At 40.1% G+C, this 20315-nt stretch carries 20 protein-coding genes; all 20 read right to left on the minus strand.

The annotated features are described in order from the left end of the window. Window positions 1-358: 358 nt before the first annotated feature. On the minus strand, window positions 359-595 hold the full coding sequence (locus AC4PHB_RS05710; protein ID WP_492137652.1) for a hypothetical protein: 237 nt from the start codon (window positions 593-595) through the stop codon (window positions 359-361). 43 nt (window positions 596-638) lie between these two features. Beyond that, complete coding sequence (locus tag AC4PHB_RS05715) at window positions 639-3203, minus strand: M56 family metallopeptidase (RefSeq protein WP_492137653.1); 2565 nt, start codon at window positions 3201-3203, stop codon at window positions 639-641. A 2-nt stretch (window positions 3204-3205) separates the two neighbouring features. Then, on the minus strand, window positions 3206-3568 hold the full coding sequence (locus AC4PHB_RS05720; protein WP_492137654.1) for a BlaI/MecI/CopY family transcriptional regulator: 363 nt from the start codon (window positions 3566-3568) through the stop codon (window positions 3206-3208). Between the two features lie 641 nt (window positions 3569-4209). After that, the gene (locus AC4PHB_RS05725) at window positions 4210-5088 is read right to left on the minus strand and encodes an AraC family transcriptional regulator (protein WP_492137655.1); all 879 of its coding nucleotides are present in this window, start codon (window positions 5086-5088) and stop codon (window positions 4210-4212) included. Between the two features lie 143 nt (window positions 5089-5231). After that, window positions 5232-5489 (minus strand): hypothetical protein, encoded by a 258-nt coding sequence (locus AC4PHB_RS05730; RefSeq protein ID WP_052514478.1) that lies wholly within the window; start codon window positions 5487-5489, stop codon window positions 5232-5234. Window positions 5490-5550: 61 nt separating this feature from the next. Continuing rightward, window positions 5551-6045, minus strand: coding sequence for a nucleotidyltransferase domain-containing protein (locus AC4PHB_RS05735; RefSeq protein WP_123779059.1), 495 nt, complete (start codon window positions 6043-6045; stop codon window positions 5551-5553). Window positions 6046-6241: 196 nt separating this feature from the next. Further along, window positions 6242-6880 (minus strand): Vat family streptogramin A O-acetyltransferase, encoded by a 639-nt coding sequence (locus AC4PHB_RS05740; RefSeq protein ID WP_123779058.1) that lies wholly within the window; start codon window positions 6878-6880, stop codon window positions 6242-6244. 34 nt (window positions 6881-6914) lie between these two features. Then, a complete protein-coding gene (locus tag AC4PHB_RS05745; protein ID WP_123779057.1) occupies window positions 6915-7361 on the minus strand; it encodes a DUF5946 family protein in 447 nt (148 codons plus the stop codon). Window positions 7362-7496: 135 nt separating this feature from the next. After that, window positions 7497-8960, minus strand: a complete 1464-nt coding sequence (msr(D), locus tag AC4PHB_RS05750) for an ABC-F type ribosomal protection protein Msr(D) (RefSeq protein ID WP_073285213.1) — start codon at window positions 8958-8960, stop codon at window positions 7497-7499. A gap of 120 nt (window positions 8961-9080) precedes the next feature. Further along, window positions 9081-10298 (minus strand): macrolide efflux MFS transporter Mef(A), encoded by a 1218-nt coding sequence (gene mef(A) / locus AC4PHB_RS05755; protein ID WP_091232347.1) that lies wholly within the window; start codon window positions 10296-10298, stop codon window positions 9081-9083. Window positions 10299-10723: 425 nt separating this feature from the next. Further along, complete coding sequence (locus AC4PHB_RS05760; protein ID WP_492017525.1) at window positions 10724-12304, minus strand: recombinase family protein; 1581 nt, start codon at window positions 12302-12304, stop codon at window positions 10724-10726. Next, window positions 12301-12717 carry a recombinase family protein gene (locus AC4PHB_RS05765; RefSeq protein WP_492137656.1) on the minus strand — a complete coding sequence of 139 codons (417 nt, stop codon included), beginning with the start codon at window positions 12715-12717 and terminating at the stop codon, window positions 12301-12303. The genes AC4PHB_RS05760 and AC4PHB_RS05765 overlap by 4 nt, the downstream gene beginning before the upstream one ends. Window positions 12718-12721: 4 nt before the next feature. Then, the gene (locus AC4PHB_RS05770) at window positions 12722-14281 is read right to left on the minus strand and encodes a recombinase family protein (protein WP_492137657.1); all 1560 of its coding nucleotides are present in this window, start codon (window positions 14279-14281) and stop codon (window positions 12722-12724) included. A gap of 62 nt (window positions 14282-14343) precedes the next feature. After that, on the minus strand, window positions 14344-14559 hold the full coding sequence (locus AC4PHB_RS05775; protein WP_492137658.1) for an SHOCT domain-containing protein: 216 nt from the start codon (window positions 14557-14559) through the stop codon (window positions 14344-14346). Between the two features lie 142 nt (window positions 14560-14701). Further along, complete coding sequence (locus AC4PHB_RS05780; protein WP_492137659.1) at window positions 14702-15406, minus strand: N-acetylmuramoyl-L-alanine amidase; 705 nt, start codon at window positions 15404-15406, stop codon at window positions 14702-14704. 3 nt (window positions 15407-15409) lie between these two features. Further along, window positions 15410-15820, minus strand: a complete 411-nt coding sequence (locus AC4PHB_RS05785; protein ID WP_492137660.1) for a phage holin family protein — start codon at window positions 15818-15820, stop codon at window positions 15410-15412. A gap of 111 nt (window positions 15821-15931) precedes the next feature. Beyond that, a complete protein-coding gene (locus tag AC4PHB_RS05790; protein ID WP_492137661.1) occupies window positions 15932-17293 on the minus strand; it encodes a hypothetical protein in 1362 nt (453 codons plus the stop codon). Window positions 17294-17319: 26 nt separating this feature from the next. Beyond that, complete coding sequence (locus AC4PHB_RS05795) at window positions 17320-17508, minus strand: hypothetical protein (protein ID WP_492137662.1); 189 nt, start codon at window positions 17506-17508, stop codon at window positions 17320-17322. Between the two features lies 1 nt (window position 17509). Continuing rightward, window positions 17510-18214 carry a hypothetical protein gene (locus AC4PHB_RS05800; protein WP_492137663.1) on the minus strand — a complete coding sequence of 235 codons (705 nt, stop codon included), beginning with the start codon at window positions 18212-18214 and terminating at the stop codon, window positions 17510-17512. A 65-nt stretch (window positions 18215-18279) separates the two neighbouring features. Beyond that, the gene (locus tag AC4PHB_RS05805; protein ID WP_492137664.1) at window positions 18280-20307 is read right to left on the minus strand and encodes a hypothetical protein; all 2028 of its coding nucleotides are present in this window, start codon (window positions 20305-20307) and stop codon (window positions 18280-18282) included. Window positions 20308-20315: the final 8 nt, after the last annotated feature.

The raw sequence follows: 20315 nt of genomic DNA on the forward strand, positions 1-20315 counted from the left end.
TTTTAATTACAACAACCACAAATTTTCTACCTATCGGTTCGGTAGATACAGTCCGCATTTTTTGCCTGTTCGATAGATGCAGTCGACAAAATGCGCTTGTTTGATAGATGCAGTCAACGATAAATTGGAATTACTGTTCGAATGTCGTATTTTCATATACTGTTATACCAAGAATCTTTATTTCAATTCCTGTATCGTAACCATCTACTCCTGTGAGCACATGATAATCTGTTATACTATACAAGATTGCTTGATATTTAACAGTTCCTCCATCCTTAAAGCGCAGTGGAATTGGAACCAGCAAAATTAAGATTATAATAATAATGACAATTTTTATTACCTTCTTCTTCAAAATTTATTATCCCTCTTTCCTCGATTTCTTTTGAAAAGTAATCGCCAACCCAGCACAGATAATGATGCCAATTAAATATGGAATAGTTATTACAAATGCTACATTTGCTGGGGCACTAAAACCTTCATATTTAATGCCGTAAACCATGTGGCAATAGTTATAAGCAACAGTTGCACACATAACATTTGATAGCAGAACTGAAAATACCCAAAATATGATAGACACAACTTTAAATTTTTTCATAATAGCCCTCTTGAACTCAGTCCTGTTTCATACTTTTATTTGCCTACCTTCTTATAAAAGAATCCTTATTGAACACATATTGTTCTGGCTTGTTTGGCTCAAAGTACACTTCAAATAACTTTTTATCTTTATCTTGCAAAGTTACCGATTTTGCACCGATTGATTTATTGATATCAGAAACAACTATTTTCCCTTCTTTGAGCATGTATATTCTTGTTTCAGGAATTGTGCCTGTTGTTGCTACAACTTCGTTCTTACCATCGCTGTCCAAATCAATTTCAATTGTGCTTCCATCTATCTGAATAATCGCCTCTTCCGGTTTTTCCCCAACAAGCCAATAAAATGCCTGTGCATAATTGGCACCCAATATTCCATAAATCTTTACAGCCTTTTTTCCAAATACCTGCATCTCTTCAATTCCCATGAAATCTTCTGGTGTGTTCTCAATAGAGACCTGACCTATATAATAGGATTTACCATTCAAATTAATTCCGCCTTTAAATTCACTATTTTCATTATCCGTAAAGATAAATGCACTAAGGTTTTTATCAATAATTTTTTCTTCAATAATATTAATAATATTAAGCTGCAATTCTTCAATTCTCGTATAATCTACTTCTGAAAAGTTTAATTGATATATATTATTATCTCTTTCAAATAACATCCATTTTTTATTAATTAAAATAACAATATTCTCCTCATAGTATGCATATTTTGAACCTATTGAACCAAAGTTTGTTTGACCTTCTTCAGTTGGTTTTTCAGACTGGTCAACTGAAGAACTGATTTCTCCAACAATTGCACTATCATTAATTTCAACCGGCACATGTTTCCCAGTATCTAGATATAACATACCATTGACCATAACCATTGGCCTTCTATCGGATAAGCTTTGAGACACCTCAGTATTAATAAATACAATATAGTAACCCGATAAATCTTCAAGATACAATTCATCATCCTGATGCTTGATTTGATACAAAAGATTACCTGCATACTTTTCATCTAACATAGCACCTTGAAAATTATGTTCTGGAATTTCATTTCTGTTATGCAATATGCTTTCTAACATACCTATTTCGACGGCATCGGAAGGAAGCTCATTTATTCTTTCACCACTTTGTCTATACAAGATATCATTTACAATAATTACACCCTCATCAATCGTACCATTAGAACCTATAGACTTTAAATTTGAATACCCATATAATATTCCACCATTAAATTTAAGGGTAAATCCATCTTTAATAACATCTAAATTTTCAATATCAATTCCAAAAGAAAATTTTGAAATAGGACCAAATCCTCTCTGTCCTACAACATCTATTTTATTATTTTTATTATCATATATATTAAATGCATTTGACGGATTATAGGATGTTACAGTACCACCTTCATTAAAGGTACCATGATATAAAAATTCACCACTATCATAATTAATAAATTGCTTTGCATCAAAATTGAAATAAATATCATTTCCACGATGCGTAACATTCTCTAATAAAATCCCTACCTGACCTACTTTGCCTATCTCTTTATTTAAATCTATTACCTCATTTTCATTTTTCGGAATCCAAGTTGGTTCTATATATGCAGTGAATGTAATTGGTTTCTGAATTTCATAAATTTTATAATTATCACTATTCAGAACATTATTAAATATTGCCTCCTCACCTAAGGGGTTTGCGAGTAATGCAATTCCTACAATAATTACAGCTATAATTGATACAACAACAATCCAAAACCTTGGATTTTTATAATTTAGCACATTCTTAATCCTCCCTCTTACATTTCCTTCACCAAAAGCAAGAGGGCTACCATTTAAAATATGTCTTTCAGTAGCAAGGGACAATAATGAATTGGCATAAGGTTTTTTAATATCCTCGTTCATTTCTTTAAGCACTCTTTCATCACAGGAAAGCTCCATATCCGTATTCATTAGCATGAACGCGATCCACGCAAGAGGATTAAACCAATGTATGGACAATACCAAGAAAGCTAATATCTTAATGATGTGATCCTTTCGATGGATATGGGTTTGTTCATGTAGCAAAATATAACTTCTTTCGGAAGCATTAAGTCCAACCGGTAAATATATCTTGGGTTTTATTAATCCAAGAACAAATGGCGTTTTCAAATTCTTAGCTTCGAAGATATTCTGTTCTATTAATTGCGCGCTTTTAAGGTGTCTTTTTAAGATTAAAATAGATACAAGGCTATAAACAAGCAATGCTATTATACCTAAAACCCAGATGTATGCTCCTATTCCCACGTATATCTGAAGTGGATTTACACTTGCTCCAGCAGTCGGTGCGGGAAGTGATTGACTTACAAATGAGTCAACTACTGCTATCCCACTGTTAATCTGTGGACTTTGCTGATAGATGATATCATGGGGAATCGGAACAGTATTTGTATTCCGTGGCATAAGACTAAACATGCTTTCAAAAGAGAATGGAATTATCAGACGAAAAGCAACCACACCCCATAAGGCATAAGATATGATTTTTGGAGCTTTTTTAAGTAGTAGCCTGATTAGTATTACAAATAGGATTACGTAACTTGCCGTAAGGCTCATATTTAAAACAGTAAGAAATAATTCACTCATTGCTACACCTCCTTGTGCTCATCAATCAATCTTTTCAACTCTTCGGCTTGATTATTACTTAATTTTTTACCACTAATAAAAGCCGTTAGAAATTTCGGCAAAGACCCTCCAAAGGTATCCTCGACAAAACGTATACTTTGCTTTGCATAATATTCATCCTTTGAAATTTGAGAAGAAACTATAGTGTTTTCATTTTGAAAAATACCCTTTTTGCATAACTTTTTAAGTACTGTATATGTTGTGGACTTTTTCCAGTTCATTTCTTTTTCACTTAGCTTGACAAGGTCGCCGGAACCAATCGGCTCATTCTGCCAGATTAATTCTGCAAATTTTTCTTCAGTTTCTGCGAGTGTATAATACTCCATGATAAACCTCCTTGGTCTATTCAACATCGACTTTATATTATGAGTCTATACCGAATAAACCAAATTGTCAATGATGATTTCTTTAAAAAAATGTAACAATATTTAAGATTATAAAAACCGCCAACTAAGAAAGTTTATCTCCAGATTGACGGTCTGATTACAAGTAATGTTTTATACTTTAACTTCAATTCCCTATTTAAATCTAACACCAAATTGCTTTCAAATATTGTCTGTTTTTCTATAGTTATTTTATTTTATAATTCCTTTTGTCATAAAATGACTTTGCATCATTTTGAGAGCTATATCTGAAAAATCACCTTCTGCATCAGTATTTTTCGCTGAAAAAGGGGGCTAAAATCATGCATTTTTAACCCCCTTTTTTGCTCATTTTTTACCTCTAAACCACTACATGTAGTGGTCAAACCCTACTTTTTGTCTTTCAAACCACTACGCTGCATCAGAATCACGCACTCAACGTGGCTCGAGAGGACAGAATGAATGTCATTTGAAGTTGCCCGTTCTCGAAAACATATCCACTACGTTTTTGGCACTGTCAGTAGACGGGAACATATCCACCAATCGCACCATTTACGAAAAGGGCACTCTTACTAGAGCGCCCTCAATCATAAACATTGATGTCATTAATAGTCTTTTTTCTTTACTGGAATCCAGATTTCGCTTCGATACTTTGGATTTCCAGTGTCTGGACTCTCATTCCATAAAATTTCAGGACCTTCAACCGCCTCGTATCCTGAAGATGGAAACCACTCTGAGTATATCCTACCCCACACATTTTGAAGTGTTTCCGGAAATGGTCCAATCGATTCAAATACAGCCCAGGTACTAGCATCAATTTTTAATACATCAAAATCTGCAGTTTCATTACTTGATGTTGCTACCCCGATGTAATGATCTAATTCTCCTTTCTCTTCCATTCTACCTTCTGAAAAATTAGTGGAAGCACTAATAATACCTGTAGGTTCTACATTTGAAATTGCTTTTAATTGATTAATAACATCAATGGTTAAAAGTTCAGTCATTTTTGCAATCTCTGGATTGACACCTTTAAAAATAATTGGAACTCTCTTCTTAAATCCTACTAACTTAAAAGGTCCTTTCTCAACAATACGATAGTTCATTTCGCATCCTCCTTTAATTGATAATTGAAAGGTCATTCGAGGATAAGCTTTTAATTGTGTATTCTCACACCTTGCCTCAGAAGGGAGAAAGCCATGCAGAGAATGAAAAGCACGGGAAAATGAATCAGCCGAATTATAGCCATATTTGACGGCTACATCAATTATTCTCAAATCCCTATCTTTCAAATCAAGTGCAGCCAACGTCAGTCTTCTTCTCCGAATATATTCTGATAAACTTATTCCTGCTAAAAAAGAAAACATTCGCTTGAAATGATACTCCGAACAATATGCGATTTTAGATACTTCACTATAATCAATCTCCTCTGTTAAGTGCTCTTCAATATACTCCAATGCATTATTCATACTTCTTAAAGAATCCATCAAACAACCTCCTTTCATCATCAATATTATCAGGGGATGCATTTACCCGTCCGACAATCTGTGCACAGTATTGTCGATTCCCTTTCATGTAATTAGTATCGTTAAACTGAATTTATCTTTGGGATGTTTACCACAGGAATCCTTTACTTTTCTTCAGTGTGTCTTTCTTGCTGCAAAAATCCCTTTGCCTCGCTAAGGCGTAAATCCCAATATTTTTGCAAAAGGTAAATGATTTTCTCATCTTCAACTTTGGCTTCCTTCAGAGCCGCAGTTGCCTTTTCAATCCCAATGACTCTTTCTTCAAAGGCAGCTTCATCTAGCCATGCATTGCTATCTTCTCTTATTCGTTCCAACAGTTCACTTCCAAATCCCGAAAGGGAATCTCTAATTGAACGTGCCATATCTATTCCTCCTCTAAATTTTATTTATTGCACTATTGATAGACAAATTGGAATTTGTCAGTTACTTGTATTCACTCGGAACAGGAATATTAAATCTCTCGCACAATAGTTTTACATCATGCATATCATTTTCATCATACTCATAGCCCAGATGAAATAATACTTGATTTTCAGCATCAATACATCTAACCATTTTATCGCCTATTTTCCCAATGCCACTAAACACTTTTGGTGGATATGCTTCTCCTTCAAAAACAATGTATCCTTTTTCGTTGAAATTAAATATATGAAGATCAATTACCCTACCTTTAGTATCCTTCCAAACCGTGTGAGATGTGGTGGTATATGCTTCTGTAACTTCCGCAAAGCCTTTTTCTTTTATTATTTCAATAAACTTTTTACTATTACTTTCTTCCACAAATAAATCAATATCATTGTGTGCTCTTGTTTCTTCTTCTAATAGTGCATCTACTCCCCAACCGCCATCAATCCATATGTTAATTCCATTTTCTTCAGCGTATGTTATTATCTCAATGGCATCAGTTTTACTTACCATGTAATCCCTCCGTTCGAATTAAATCTATAAGTGATAAATCTCAAAGCTATTTCTCCTTAATATAATGTCTATTGTTCCAATCAAAGCTAAAGATGAAGCTTGCCTTCTTTAGCTCGCAATAATTAGAGCTAAATCGAGGTTCCAGCACCCCCTAGATTTAAGTTCCCTTTTGTGCCGTGGTAGAAAGGCCCCAAGTCTAGGAATTTTTCATGAATTGCTCTAACCCTGCTTTGGATGTTAACATTTCAAGATTATTAAATATTTCCTCTTCGCTCCAGTTCCACCATTGTAGCTTTAGCAAGAATTCAATCTTTTCGTCACTAAAGCGTTTTTTGATAAACTTAGCTGGATTCCCACCATATATTGTATATGGCTCAACACTTTTCACTACTGTTGAATTAGCGGCAATAATCGCACCATCACCAATTTTAATACCCGGCATAATGGTAACATTTTGACCTATCCATACATCATTTCCAATCACTGTATCTCCCTTAAAAGGAAGTTGCTCAATTGTAGGAGTCACCTTTTCCCATCCATGGCCAAAGATATTAAAGGGATAGGTTGTAATTCCATCCATTCTATGATTTGCACCATTCATAATAAACTTAACACCCTCTGCAATTGCACAGAACTTTCCTATTATAAGTTTATCCCCTAGAAATTCGTAATGGTGCTCTATATTATCATAAAATTTCTCCGGTGTTTTTTTATTATCGCTATAATAGGTATTTTCCCCAATCTCCACATTGGGTCTTTTAGGTAGATTGCTTATAAAACAAACCGTCTTTATATTTTCATTTGGATAAAGTTTTTTCTTATCTGGTCCTATCATAAAATATTAGCTCCTTTAATCTTTAATTACTTCATTACCTTAATTCGTTTCTTATTTGCTCTTTCCATTTATTAATATTAACGATTGCATTTTGCTCCCGACCTAAATATATATCTTCAATTGTCATAGGCCAAAGTCTTAGTTCACGCTTTCTTGCGTTGCTTGGTAAAGGGTTTGTTATTTTGCTTAATGACTTTACTATTTCTCGATTTTTCTTAAGAATATATGGTGTATCCCAATCATTATCAAAAGCGTTAATAAAAAGATTTACTAAATTTGTATATCCTTCTTCAGTAAAATTCGAAGGATGCTGGATCATATAGCACGAAACAAGCCAAAAATGTAACTCATATAGCTTTGGATCATTATGCTCCCATACAAGAGGGAACCCGAATAGCTCATGGCATGAAAAACCATCGGTCTCTTTAGCTCCACATTCTATACATCTCCCAGATTTCATGACTGTGTTATTATCAACCACCTATAACCAACCTCCCTTATTTAAATTATTTTAATATTCATTAATGTAATGTTTGCCAAAGAAAAAAAGTCTTTTTACTTTAACAACGAAGCCGCCAGCCAGTATAGACTACATTGACCGGCGACTACCTTAAATTTAATGTTTCAGATTTATTTTCTTATCGCTAATTTCATAAACCACATCAGCCACATTATCGAGTAGCCGTTTGTCATGTGTGATAAACACTATAGTTCCAGCATACTCCTTCATTAATATTTCCAAAGCCTCTAAGCTTGGTATGTCAAGGAAGTTGCTCGGTTCATCCATTAGCAGGATGTTATATCTACCCATAAGCATTTTAGCCAGCAACAATTTAATAATTTCTCCGCCGCTTAAAGCAGATAAGCTTTTTCCAATATCGTTTTGTTTAAGCCCCATTGATGCTAGAACTGAACGAATTTCTGAAACATTGTAATCACAATCCTCCTGCATAAACTCTAGGACTTTCTGATTACCGTTGTACTTGTAACTATTTTGTGCAAAGTAACCTATTTTTGCCTTAGGTGAAATAGAAATTCCATCTTCATGGTTTAACATCATTTGGATTAAAGTTGTTTTTCCTGTTCCATTGCCACCAGTTAGCGCCACTTTTGCTCCTAGGGGAATATGAAAAGATGCTTTTTCAAACAGTATCTTATCCCCAAATATTTTAGTAATTTCCGTACCGACAATAGGATATGGATTGTAGAGTGCCAATGCATCACTTTGCCTGAAACGAATCCTGCGAATGTCTTCTGGAGCTTCTACATTTCCTAAGGCCGCAATCCTATGGTCTAGGGATTTAGCGGCATTATGCAACTTTTTTTCCTTACTTCCTATTGATTTTTGATGAGCTAAACGTCCTCCGCCTTCAGTGTTTTGTTTTTTTGAAGCACCTTTTGCCTTCTGTTCTATTTTACGAGCCTGTTTTCGCTTTTCCTCCGCAGCCCTTTCCAATCGGCCACGTTCCGCAACAAATTGTTCGTATTCTGCTGCCTGGCTCTTGCGTTCTTCCTCTTTCTGGCGAAGAAAATCAGAATAGTTTCCCCAATACTCAGTGATTTTTCCATCTTTCAGTTCCCATATTTTATCTACTACCTCATCAAGAAAATATCGGTCATGGCTAATAACTAACAGTGCACCTGTAAAATATTTTAGCTGTCCAATTAGAAAATCAATTCCTTCACGGTCTAAATGACTGGTAGGTTCATCGGCTAAAATACCATGTACTTGTGCTGATAAAGCCTGTGCTATTTTAAGTCTTGTTTCTTCACCACCGCTCATGGTCTGTATATCTAATTGCTCAACACCCAGCTTGCCTACAAGTGCAAAATCTTTTTCCTCCTGCAAACTTACTTCGTCCAACTGAGGGATATAAGCAAGTTCACCCAGACGATTCATTTTACATCCTGCTGGAGTTAATTCCCCTAAAAGCACCCTGAGTAAAGTGCTTTTCCCTGCACCATTTGCTCCTACTAAACCAATACGGTCATAATCATATACTTCTAATTCATCTATATCTAAAACATCTCGCCCTGTGAATTCCACACGAATGTCTTTAGCTTTTAATATCAATTCCATCTTATTTCCTCCTGTCTATAATCGCATGCTTTCATTTGCTTGTACGCAGGGAAAACCCTGCGATTTTAGCAGGAAGAATTACATGAAAATAAGATACATAAATATCCCTCCAATATTATTTTATTTTAAATCTAATTTTCTAACCTCTGTTATCATGGGGCACACTATAGCAATGCCAATAATTAAAATACCTGATAGTAAAAACCAATGATTTACACCAATTCTATCAGCAAAGAATCCAGAAAGAATTAATCCAATTGGCATAGCAAATGACATAATACTTCCGGTCAAAGAAAATACACGTCCTAAATATTCAGGCTTAATCTTCTCCTGAAAAAGAGCTGTTTGCACACCGCTATAAAATGGCACCGAAAGCCCCATTACTGCACAGCAAGCTACAAATATAACAAATCCACTTGGAGGAAGTAATCCTGAAACGGCTAAACTGGCTCCCATTATAAAGAATGAACCTGTTATTAGTAATACACGCTTTTCAAAGTTCCCCAACCTTCCTAATAGTAGACCGCCTACTAGCATTCCAGATGCAAAAGCGATTTCGGTAATGGAAATATGCACAGGTGTTCCATTAAAGTATTCCATGCTAATTAAAGGAAATAGTGCATTAATTGGCATATACACAAACGTATATAGCGTTCCTAAGAGTAATAAGGCAAATAAGCCTTTGTTTTGTCTCAATTCGACAATTCCTTCTTTCATTTCTCTTATGAAATTTGGTTTCAAATTTTTCACTGGATCGTCCAGCTTGGGAATACTTACAATTGCTACCGTAATAGATGCAATCACGGCGCCCAATACATCGATGGCAATAATTGCATTCAATTCCCAAACGGAGTATAACAATGCTGCAGCCGCCGGACTAATAATATAGCTTATTGACTGCAAAGACTGACTATAACCTGCGCATTTCGTAAGCTGTTCTTCTGGTACTAAAAGTGGCGTAACCGCATTGAGAGCTGGAGAATGAAAAGCCGTTCCAATGCTGCGGATAAATAATACTACCATAACCATCCATACAGGTAATTCCATATACAATGCTACAATAGCTAGCATTGCCCCAGCTGCTGCGATAATTAAATCAGCACCTATCATTATCTTTTTCCTGTCATGACGATCCACTAATACACCAATGGCTGGTCCAAAGACCGCATAGGGTAAAAAACCTACTAGTGAAGCCATAGACAAGACCATTGCAGATCCTGTTTTTTCTGTAAGGTAAAAAATAATCGCCATTTGCAGGATGGCACTAGTGATTAAAGAAACCGCCTGCCCTGCCCATATAGTATAAAACTTAAGTTTCCAATTTATATATTTTTCCATCTTTATTATCTCCTGCATATTATTTTTGCTTGAATTTCTATTTTAAATAGTATTCTAGGCAATAAAAAATGCAGGCCATAATCCACAATGTGGCTTTGGTCTGCATAACATACAATATGGAAACATTCTTTAAAAAGACATAGTTAAATAAAACTATAGTAAAATAGTTTAAATCTCACCTTAACTAATGAATGCTCAATATCGTATAAATAAGCACAACAAAAAAGCCTATCATCGGGATAGATTCTGCCTTTTTTATTGCCAGCTTATCTTAAACGCATTGATGCTGTCATAGTTTCGGTTCCTCCTAAACTCTTATTTGTGTCAGCGATTATTATAACATAACGAATTGATATAATCAACATTTAAAAGTGGAAAAACCGCCAAAGGGTGTTGGTTCCCTCTATTGGCGGCGGCTCAATATTCTATATCTCTTTGTCTATTTGTATTTCAATTCCGGACTTAAATTCAACTATAATGTGGTCGTCGTAAACCGTTATCTTTTCCAGGAGAGTCCTCACATAATCTTCTTCATAATCAATCAGCTCACAAGGCAGGTCGTTAAGAAAACGCATCAACTCATCAATTCGCTTTTTCAGATCCTGTCGGGATGCCTGCTCATTTTGAAGGGCCTGCTTCTCATCGCGCAGCCTCCTAATCTCCAGACCAAGCTCATCCCCGGTATTCTTTGAATTAACAGTTGCCATTAGTTCCTGCTGCATTGACTTCATTTGTTCATCAATCGCTGTAATCTGATTTGAGGTGACTTCCTCAAGGCTATTCTCGATATTCTCTCGCAAAAGCGGCAGGATTGCTTCCTTTTCACGGAACGCTTCGTTTATGGCCTTTATAACTACATCATGGAGCAGTCCCTCGTGAACAGTTCTTGCCGGGCAATCAGGACCATCTTTTTCAACCCTACTGACGCAGCGCCAAACTGTGGATTTACACCCACGATTGTTCCATTTAATTCTGCGGAAGATGTCGCCGCAGTGCGCGCAGAATACTATTCCAGATAAAGCGTAACGGCCACTATAGATTCGTTTGCGCTTTGTGGTGCCTTTAGTAAGATTTGCGCGTCTTGCGATTTCCTCCTGTACCTTTAGGAAGATATCCTTTGGAATAATAGCTTCATGGCTGTCCTCTACATAATACTTAGGAACCTGACCTTTATTAGCTTCACGCTTCTTTTCAAGGATATCCACCGTATAAGTTTTCTGAAGTAAAGCGTCTCCAATGTACTTCTCGTTTGTAAGTATCTGCTTTATATTACTTTCATGCCATTTTTCATTACCCGCACCGTTTAGAATACCTTCGGCCTCAAGAGACCTTTTTATCTGTAAGAAGCTCTTACCGGAAAGGTACTCTCTATAAATGCGCTTCACGACTTCGGCTTGCTCTGGATCAATGATGAGGTGACCGTCTGCATCTTTGGTATATCCCAAGAACCAGTTGTGATTGACCTGAACTTTTCCTTGTTGGTATCGGAACTGCAAGCCCAGACGAACGTTGGCCGACAATGACTCACTTTCTTGCTGTGCAAGAGAAGCCATAATTGTCATGAGCACTTCACCCTTAGTATCGAGCGTATTAATATTTTCTTTCTCGAAATAGACGCCAATGTTCTTATTCTTAAGGGCTCTGGTGTAATTCAGGCAATCCACCGTATTCCTTGCAAACCGGCTGATGGACTTGGTAATAACCATATCTATCTTGCCGTCATTGCAGTCGTTAATCATGCGCTGGAACTCATCACGCTTCTTCGTATTCATTCCAGAGATGCCATCATCGGCATAAATTCCGGCTAGTACCCAATCCGGATGACTTTCAATGTATGAGGTGTAATGCTGGATCTGGGCTTCATAGCTGGTTTCTTGCTCATCGCTGTCAGTACTGACACGACAGTATGCTGCGACTCTGGTTTTCTGCTTTTTGTCGGTTGCTTTCTGTGTCCCGATGGTTTTCTTTGCTGGAATAACCGTTACATTACTCGCTAAGGAGATCATACCTCCACCTCACTTTCTATCAAGCTGTAGATGTACTCCGCCTGCTTAAATGGGTCAATGAATATCTTTCCTGCCTTCGGCATAGTAAATTTTGTCGCTGGCTTGCATTCCTCTACCGGCTTATCCGCAAATACTCTACCAAGCCTTCTTTGACGTTTGATTCGTTCTGCTTCAGCTCTATCAAAAGTCTCCTGATCGATGATCGCAGGATAGTATTTATCACCAAGGTAGCGTTTATTTTGTAGCATTTTCTTTACACCTGGATGTAGAAGCGTAAGCCCAGCGGCCTCTGCAGCAGCAACGTAGGCGAGGCCGGAAAGATAACCTTTGTAAATCATCCTAACCTGCTCGGCTTGAGCTTCATCTATAACAGCTTTGCCTTTCTCAATTTTGTACCCATATGGAATTGGCATAATCTCACAACCTTTCTCTCAGCGTTAATCCACACTTTAATACGAAACCTATTTCATATCTTTTGAAAACGATAATGTAATCAACATGCTCCTCAAATGCATCAACATCAAATTCAGAAAAAATCCTTGAGCTGTTGACGTACTTGATGAGTTTATTCAAAGCTTCAACATGCTCGTACACATGATTCACCGAAGCATATAGGGCTTCTTTTTCATCACTTAAATTTTTAGCCTCAGCAAGAAGACCTGAATTCTGATCGTTGAAAACAGCTGGTTCTAAATATTCCTTTGCAAATAAATTCATAAGCTGCTGCCTTTTGTTGAAATTGGCCTCAAGAGCCGCTTCCAACTTATTAATTCGGGCGATTGCTGCTTCCTGGTTAATGGCTTTAAGACTTGCAAGTAGCGGCTGCAACAACACCTTCTTAGTAAATGCCAACTTATTGATCATATTCAAAAAAGCCACTTCAAAACTCTTTTCGCGTATAAACTGCATGCTACATTGGTCTTTTTTCTTAAGATGTGTGTTGCAAGCATAAGCGTAATATTTTATTTTCGATTCGCTATGAGTTCTCCTTTTCCATGTAGCACCACATTCGCCGCAAACAATTTTTCCAGAAAAGGGATAGCGGTTTTGATACTTTGCATCGCCTTGCTTGATTTTCATGTCTTTGGAGCGCTGGTCAATCATGGCCTGCGCCGCTTCAAAATCCTCAACACTGATTATCGCTTCGTGATGCTCAGTAACGTAGTACTGCGCCTTCTCACCATTATTGATATGCCTAACGAAAGTCTCATCGGTAAATGTTTTTTGAAAAAGCACATCACCTTTGTACTTTTCATTTCGAAGGATCGCATTTACTGTGCCCGGGGTCCATTCTCTTTTTCGCCTGGTTGGGATTCCTTTATCATTAAGATCTCTAGCGATTACATGACCACCTTTACCAGCTAAACATTCTGCAAAAATGTACCTTACTACATCAACCTCATCTTCATTGATCACCATCAAGCCATCTTCGTTTTTGTACCCGTAAGGCGGAGAGGCAACAATGTATGTTCCGTTTTGAAATCTCTTCTCGATGGACCATTTTTCATTCTCCGAAAGGGAAATAGACTCACTTTCTGCCAAGCTGCTAAAAATCGTAAGCAGCAGTTCATTCTCCATATCGCCGGTGTTGATGTTTTCTTTCTCAAAGTAAATGAACACTTTTAGCTTTATAAGCTTTCTAACCGCTTCAAGGCACTCTGTTGTATTTCTTGCAAAGCGGCTGATGGATTTTATAATAATAAAGTCAATCTTACCGGCTTCACAATCATCAAGCATTTTGATAAGCCCATCACGCTTGGCCATGCTTGTACCTGATATACCTTCATCATAGTAAAGCCCAACATACTCCCAGTCGGGATTGCTCTTAATGCAGGTCTCATAGTGACTTCTTTGAGCATCCAAACTGACGAGTTGTTCGCGGCTATCTGTTGAAACACGAGCATAGGCAGCAACACGCAGTTTTTTAGGTGCTTTCTGCAGTTTCTCATTTGCTTCAATCTTTGTTATCCGTTTCATTGTCTCAACCTCCTTTCTCGCAGTACTATACATCACTCTAAAAGCCTTATTTATCAAGTCTTTTAGGACATAATCTCTGCTAAAAATGGAGAGAAAGTTTCGCGGTTTTTGGCCATGATCTTGTCAAATTCACTCTGGCTAATAAGACCCTTTTCTAAGAGCTTTTTTGTAAGTTTTTCTGCCACCAAATAATCGTGCTCATTTTTAAGTGAAGCCTCTGTAGGCTTTTCTGCTTCATACTTTATAGATTCAACGGCTTCTAATTTTGTTAATTTCATTCTCTCGACCTCTTTCCGAGGGAACATATCAATCAACACCCTCTAACAGTCCCAGGACAGAAATCAGCCGAATGAACGAAAAAAGCAAAAAAAAATAATGCCTACCGAAAGACGAATCTCTCGATAGGCATTAAACTGATTGTTATTCGCTGTATTTAATAAAGGCATCGGAGAAGCCAGCTGCCTTGACCTTGTTGAGCATGTCATCTGCATTCGCCTTAACAGAAAACGATCCAAGTTGGACCCGATAGTATTTCTTCGGTGCGGTCGTCTCTACCGGAGCGGCAAAGGAAAGACCGGATTTTACATCGGCGCGGAAGGTATCCATCGACTGACCGTGTTTAGGAAACCAATGCAGTACATCACCATGATTGCTGGCGATACCTTGCTTATATCCTTCGCTATGGCAGATAATATCCTTTTCGGTGAGCCCGTATTGTTTGCAGAGATAGACGCATAGTTCCACGGCTTCCTTGTAAACGGCATTAAAATACGAGATGTCGGTCAAACCGTCCTCGCAGATTTCAAAGCCGATATGTGTATCATTCGCTGCACCTCCGGCATGCCAGCCTCTATGATTCCACGGTAGGGTTTGATAGGTGGCGAGGCTTCCATCAGCCAGCTTACCGATGAAGCCATGAACACAGACCTGCCTGCGATCCGGCTTGTCCTGATTCCAATGATTGTTGTACTGGTTCTTCCCCAGAAGTCCGTCGTCTGGTCCGACATAGCGTTTCAGATAGGGGTTGTTCGCCCCAGTAGAATGCACCATGATGCCCTTTGGTTTAATGGTACGGCCCGCCTTGTAGCAGGCATTGTTTATAAGAATTAACTTTCGAAGATTCATTCATCAGACCTCCTTGCCATCTCGGTTATGCAGTTGTTCCAGGATATCCTTTAGCTTTTGTGGCACTGGCAAGCCGATATGCGCCGCATTCTCAAGGATGGAGACACCCTCGTTTGATAGGTAGAAAAAGATAACCGCCGTTCTGATGACCGAGCCTTCTCCGATAACACGCTGGTCGACGATATGCCCAATGGCCACGAGCGAGAAGATAAGCACCTTCTTGAAAATGCCTCGAAAGCCGACTTCGCTGGACAGCTTCTTATCCAGCACCGCGCACATCAGACCAGTGATGTAGTCTATAACAACGAAGGCAAGCAGTGCATACAAAAATCCGTCCCAGCCGCCAAGGAAGTACCCAAGACCTCCGCCTGCTGCAGCAATTGCCGCCTGTATCCAATTCCAAAATTCTTTCATAGTAGTCCTCCTTCAAATTTGCTGTACAAAAAAGACGCCCGCTTTATCTGCAGACGCCTCAAGTGCCTTAATGTATGGATATATAAAGCCCGAACACCTCAGGGCACTGTTTTATTCATAAACGCGGCTGCTGCTGGTCCGGTCTTTTGTAATCCTGCCAATGTAGTCACTGAGTCTGCCTTTGCCGAGCTTGCCGCCACTGTCCACGGTAAAGTCGGTATAAAACCCGTCCTTACCAAAACGATGAGTGATCTCAGTGATAAGTCCAAGACTTGTGGAGCCTTCGCTGTTGACGATCATCGCCTCATCGCCTAAGAGGAGCTGTGGCCTGAATGGGCCTGTAAAGCTTTCGATTTTTCCAACATACTGCAGGCTGTCTGCGATCTGGTTGGCGTAGCTCTCAGCATCAGTGAGTGACGTTCCTTCCGGTACATTGATGTAAAGAGTCTTGTTCGCTTGGAGATTCCATCCGGTGTAGGTCTGGACATTCCGGTACACCTTAATGCTGAAATCCCGGTTGTGAACGCAGACCCGCCGGTAGGCTTCCTGATCATCCCTGACGATGCTTCTAGTGAAGATTTCCTTGTCACGCTGAAAAACATAGCTTGAGTTACTTGCAAATCCAGCAAAGGTTGAAGCCCCAATAACAACGGTTCCATCAACAAGCTCTTTAATTTGCCAGTTATCCAGCGCTTTCAGAACTTCCATAACGCCATCAAGAAAGCTCATATTGGGATCGAACAGATAACCCGCCGACAAAGAGGTGTTCTGCACCAGCATTTCATCGGTGCTGATGTTGGCTTTATAAAGGATATCCCTGATCGTTTGATGCAGGAGCTGGTAGGTGTAGGAGTTATCCTCATCAAAGCTCTGATCTCCAAGTGCCTTGCCGATGATGTTTCGGCCATCCACGCTGATGCTTTCGCCGAGCAGTTCAAAGTTGCTCCGGTCCACATAAAAGGTGCCTATTGGATAAGGCTCACTGTCGCCGATGATGAATTCGAACACCATCTTACTGCCGGGTGAGAGAAGGCTGGATTCTTCCGATATAGCTACGTTGCCTTCATATTCAGGGTTTTCGTTGATTGGGTTTTCAAGGCTCAGCGTAAAGGTTGTGATTGGGGTGTCCATTGAACATTTGATGCTACCGGAGTCCAGATATCGGTCCATCTCGAACATGTACTCGTGGATGAGCAGCTTCTGCGCGTAGGGCGTCCGAAAGCAGCCGACTATGCCAAACCCAGAGAGGGATTTCAGCTCCAGATTGCTAAGGCCGGTATCATTTTTTGGACTGATGTACACCGTGTCCTGCCAAACAGGAGCTGAAAAGTCACCATTAAAGCGATTACTCGGTGTCCCATAGAGCAGACCGCCAGTGATAAAAAACAGCTGTCCTTCGGTTTTGGGGAACTGAATAAAATCAGGATAAGTGCCGTTCCCCACTATAGCATCATTTTCGAATGTCAGCTGCATGCTTTCACCTCCATAAGCTCAGAATTTCATTGCAATGGTTCTTCATCCGGGACTACTTCAACTTTCTTCGTGTCGGCAATTTCAACGATCGGAAGCTCCGACAGATCAATCGGTGCATCACACAAATAACAGTTGATGCTGTCCGATATAGACTTGATGGTTAAGACGGAGCCGCACCCGCTGCAGACAGCCGTTCCTACGTACCACATACTCATATCATTCATCTCCCTTCGTTTTTAGGATTACGTCCCGGATGTATGGACCGATTTCACTTTCAATATGGTCCTGTCTGCCCTGCAGCTTGAAGTGGGAGATGCCCGCTTCATGTAAGGTATTTATTTGCTCCATACCAAGCCTCATCTTGAACCGGCCGCCAGATTGATCTTTGCAGATGCAGACGTCCTCGTAGCATTTATCGAAGCGCTTCATTTGAAGTGATAACTGTCTGTAGTGCTGTCCGCGCTCTGCACAGTTTTGGTAGCAGTTTTCATTTACCAGTATTTGCAGCTTTTCAAATCCAAGGCTCGCGAGATCTTCCAGATGCGTGTTGAAGTCCGGGCTTACCGCATAAAAGTCGCAGCCCTCAATATTTGGCATCACAGCGGTAATCGATGAGGTGATCGCAAGCCCAGGATGCTTTTGCTTAATGTGGTCAAAGAGCTTTTGCTCAGAGAGAATTACGCCGTTCAAAGGGCTGACCGCTAATTTATCAAGTACTGCATTGCACTCGCAATCCATCAGTTCATGCTCTTCAACGACGCCAGAAAAGGTCGCATCAACCCCGATCCCATGTGCATTGAAAAGCTCGATAGCCCTGATAAAATCTTCAAATCCCGTGCTGCGATTAAAGGGTATCCGGCCACCGTTCCATAACGAGGTGAATGCCACATCATAGGCCTGCACTCGATACCCATTCTCCATCAAGAGCAGCGAATATTTCAGCAGTTCCTCCGGGTAAGACACTGCGCCGCCTAAATGCCAAGTAATCATACGCCCTCCGCATAACTGACCGAGAAGGTCACATCCAACACGAATTGGTCTGTCTTGTGGATGCCTTCAGTTTTATAGGATGCGGTAACTGCCTCCGCGTCTGTTGGGGGGGTCGCGAGCACCACGAATACCTCTGAATCATCCACATAGAAGGTCCGAGCTGAACGGTCGATTCCGCAGTAGAATATTGGACTGCCGTCAGTGATGATGTTGGTCACACTCGTCACCGAATGAGAAAGAGGTGATTGTGGCGCATAGTACTCCACACCATCCGGTAGCAGCTTGATGAATTTGGCGTTGGCGATATTGGAATCGCTGATCAAGCAGAGGCCGTCGCCAACCAGACCACCACCGTAAAGTGACATGGTATTGCCATAAGTGCCAGAGTAGGTCAGTGTGAATACGCCGCTAACCAGCTCATAGATTTTGTAGTTGCCTGCTGCAAAGGTATATATTTTGCCGTTATACTCGCAGACCGCAATCTGATAAGTGGAGTCGTAGACTTCCTGTGTGATCGTTTCATTCACCGTGTCAATCGAAACGATGACTAAACCGTTGTATCCTGAGAGGATAGCGTGATTGCCATCAGCAGTAATGAAATTATTCTGGTAAGTGTATCTGCTGGAAGCTCCAGCTTGTGAAGTGCCCACCCGGTAGTACTTCCCGTCAGCAGCCTTCTTGGCCAGCCTGACATATCCTGCGCTATTATCAGAGTAGATCAGGAACAAATCATCTGATGTCATGACGCCAGTAGAAGGCGTGATATCCCCAAACCTTGAGAGGATTGATTTTGCCTGATCGGTTGAATAGTCGATCCAGACATTTGCCGGAAGCACACAGACCGGCTCGGTGTTTAGGAAAATAGGCTGGCTGGAGGACCGGGAACTATAATGTGGCTTGTCTGGAATCGACCCAACAGAAGGACTGAAGGAGCCATACTGCCTTAGATAACCCCGGTGAACCTTGCCGTATTGCACCTTGTACTCGCCATTTCCAATCCACTTGTTTCCCCAAGGGGTCGGATACACCACGCTGGGATAGGAACTAAATCCTGAACCACCGTTACCGTGATTGGTGCCGCACGAAAGCGCTACCCTTGGTTTTCTCTCAAGAGTGTGAGAGGCAACGACCGAGTTAACTTTCACGTCAACCAGTGGTGTCTCAATATAAGGGCTGGGAATCAAAAACTTTGTTTTCGCATTATCGCCAGTCCCGAGCGGCACGTTCTCATAGAGGACTTTACCTATGATTGAGCTCTCCGGCACGACGATGGAAGCGGTCTCTGCCACTTGTATTTCCTTGATGAACAAGTTCGCATCAGCAATTTCAAAGCGAACCTTGTAGGACTCAGTAGCTGTCGCGACATCATAGGCGATCCGACTTGAAGATTTCGATGCAGCACTTGTGTCGCAAATTCCAGCAGCATTGATGGAGTCGGCATCAAGTGGCATTGGATTTCGGCCAACCTTGATCGTCGATGTGATATAGCCTGAATTAAGGATGTAATAAGCCGCACCATAAGACACCTGAGATTGGCTGAAGCTCAGCGGTGAAGTAACCGAGATCCGGCAGTAAAGGGTCGCGTAAATGGTGACGACGTCAGTATCGGTTTTTGTGAAGCTGATTGGATTACCTTCAGCGTCATTGAGTAGAGCGTGGGTTACCAGCCGGTTGTAGCCTCTGATGCCAACTTCTGTTATGGTCTCTCCGACGGCTGTGCTCGGTGAAAGCTCGATCTTCTCCTTAATGTAACCCGAGTCACTTGAATAGACTTCTTCCACACGAGTGGAGCTGACCTGGGCAATCTGAGAAAAGAGCGACGTTCTGGTCGGAGATAGTTCTCCAGTACCACGGCCGTAGCAGATATAGTCAAACGGACTTCTCCTGTCCGAAATGATCTGGGTCCACATTGCGCTCAGCACCATGTTATAGGCGGTACCAATTAGGCGCTCTTTGCCCGTTCGTATGTCTTTGATATACACTTCAAATTTATTGTGGAGCTTGACGCTTGCGTTAAAATTCATAGTATCCC

This window comes from Gudongella sp. QWL-04, assembly GCF_058683975.1.

Bases quoted from the DNA above. Each gene is read 5' to 3' on its own strand.
- AC4PHB_RS05735 (WP_123779059.1), bottom strand. From the start codon at position 6,045: ATGGTAAGTAAAACTGATGCCATTGAGATAATAACATACGCTGAAGAA.
- AC4PHB_RS05760 (WP_492017525.1), bottom strand. From the start codon at position 12,304: ATGATCTCCTTAGCGAGTAATGTAACGGTTATTCCAGCAAAGAAAACC.
- AC4PHB_RS05740 (WP_123779058.1), bottom strand. From the start codon at position 6,880: ATGATAGGACCAGATAAGAAAAAACTTTATCCAAATGAAAATATAAAG.
- AC4PHB_RS05725 (WP_492137655.1), bottom strand. From the start codon at position 5,088: ATGGATTCTTTAAGAAGTATGAATAATGCATTGGAGTATATTGAAGAG.
- AC4PHB_RS05720 (WP_492137654.1), bottom strand. From the start codon at position 3,568: ATGGAGTATTATACACTCGCAGAAACTGAAGAAAAATTTGCAGAATTA.
- AC4PHB_RS05710 (WP_492137652.1), bottom strand. From the start codon at position 595: ATGAAAAAATTTAAAGTTGTGTCTATCATATTTTGGGTATTTTCAGTT.
- AC4PHB_RS05765 (WP_492137656.1), bottom strand. From the start codon at position 12,717: ATGCCAATTCCATATGGGTACAAAATTGAGAAAGGCAAAGCTGTTATA.
- AC4PHB_RS05800 (WP_492137663.1), bottom strand. From the start codon at position 18,214: ATGGAGAATGGGTATCGAGTGCAGGCCTATGATGTGGCATTCACCTCG.
- AC4PHB_RS05730 (WP_052514478.1), bottom strand. From the start codon at position 5,489: ATGGCACGTTCAATTAGAGATTCCCTTTCGGGATTTGGAAGTGAACTG.
- AC4PHB_RS05780 (WP_492137659.1), bottom strand. From the start codon at position 15,406: ATGAATCTTCGAAAGTTAATTCTTATAAACAATGCCTGCTACAAGGCG.
- AC4PHB_RS05775 (WP_492137658.1), bottom strand. From the start codon at position 14,559: ATGAAATTAACAAAATTAGAAGCCGTTGAATCTATAAAGTATGAAGCA.
- AC4PHB_RS05715 (WP_492137653.1), bottom strand. From the start codon at position 3,203: ATGAGTGAATTATTTCTTACTGTTTTAAATATGAGCCTTACGGCAAGT.
- AC4PHB_RS05785 (WP_492137660.1), bottom strand. From the start codon at position 15,820: ATGAAAGAATTTTGGAATTGGATACAGGCGGCAATTGCTGCAGCAGGC.
- AC4PHB_RS05795 (WP_492137662.1), bottom strand. From the start codon at position 17,508: ATGAGTATGTGGTACGTAGGAACGGCTGTCTGCAGCGGGTGCGGCTCC.
- AC4PHB_RS05805 (WP_492137664.1), bottom strand. From the start codon at position 20,307: ATGAATTTTAACGCAAGCGTCAAGCTCCACAATAAATTTGAAGTGTAT.
- AC4PHB_RS05770 (WP_492137657.1), bottom strand. From the start codon at position 14,281: ATGAAACGGATAACAAAGATTGAAGCAAATGAGAAACTGCAGAAAGCA.
- AC4PHB_RS05790 (WP_492137661.1), bottom strand. From the start codon at position 17,293: ATGCAGCTGACATTCGAAAATGATGCTATAGTGGGGAACGGCACTTAT.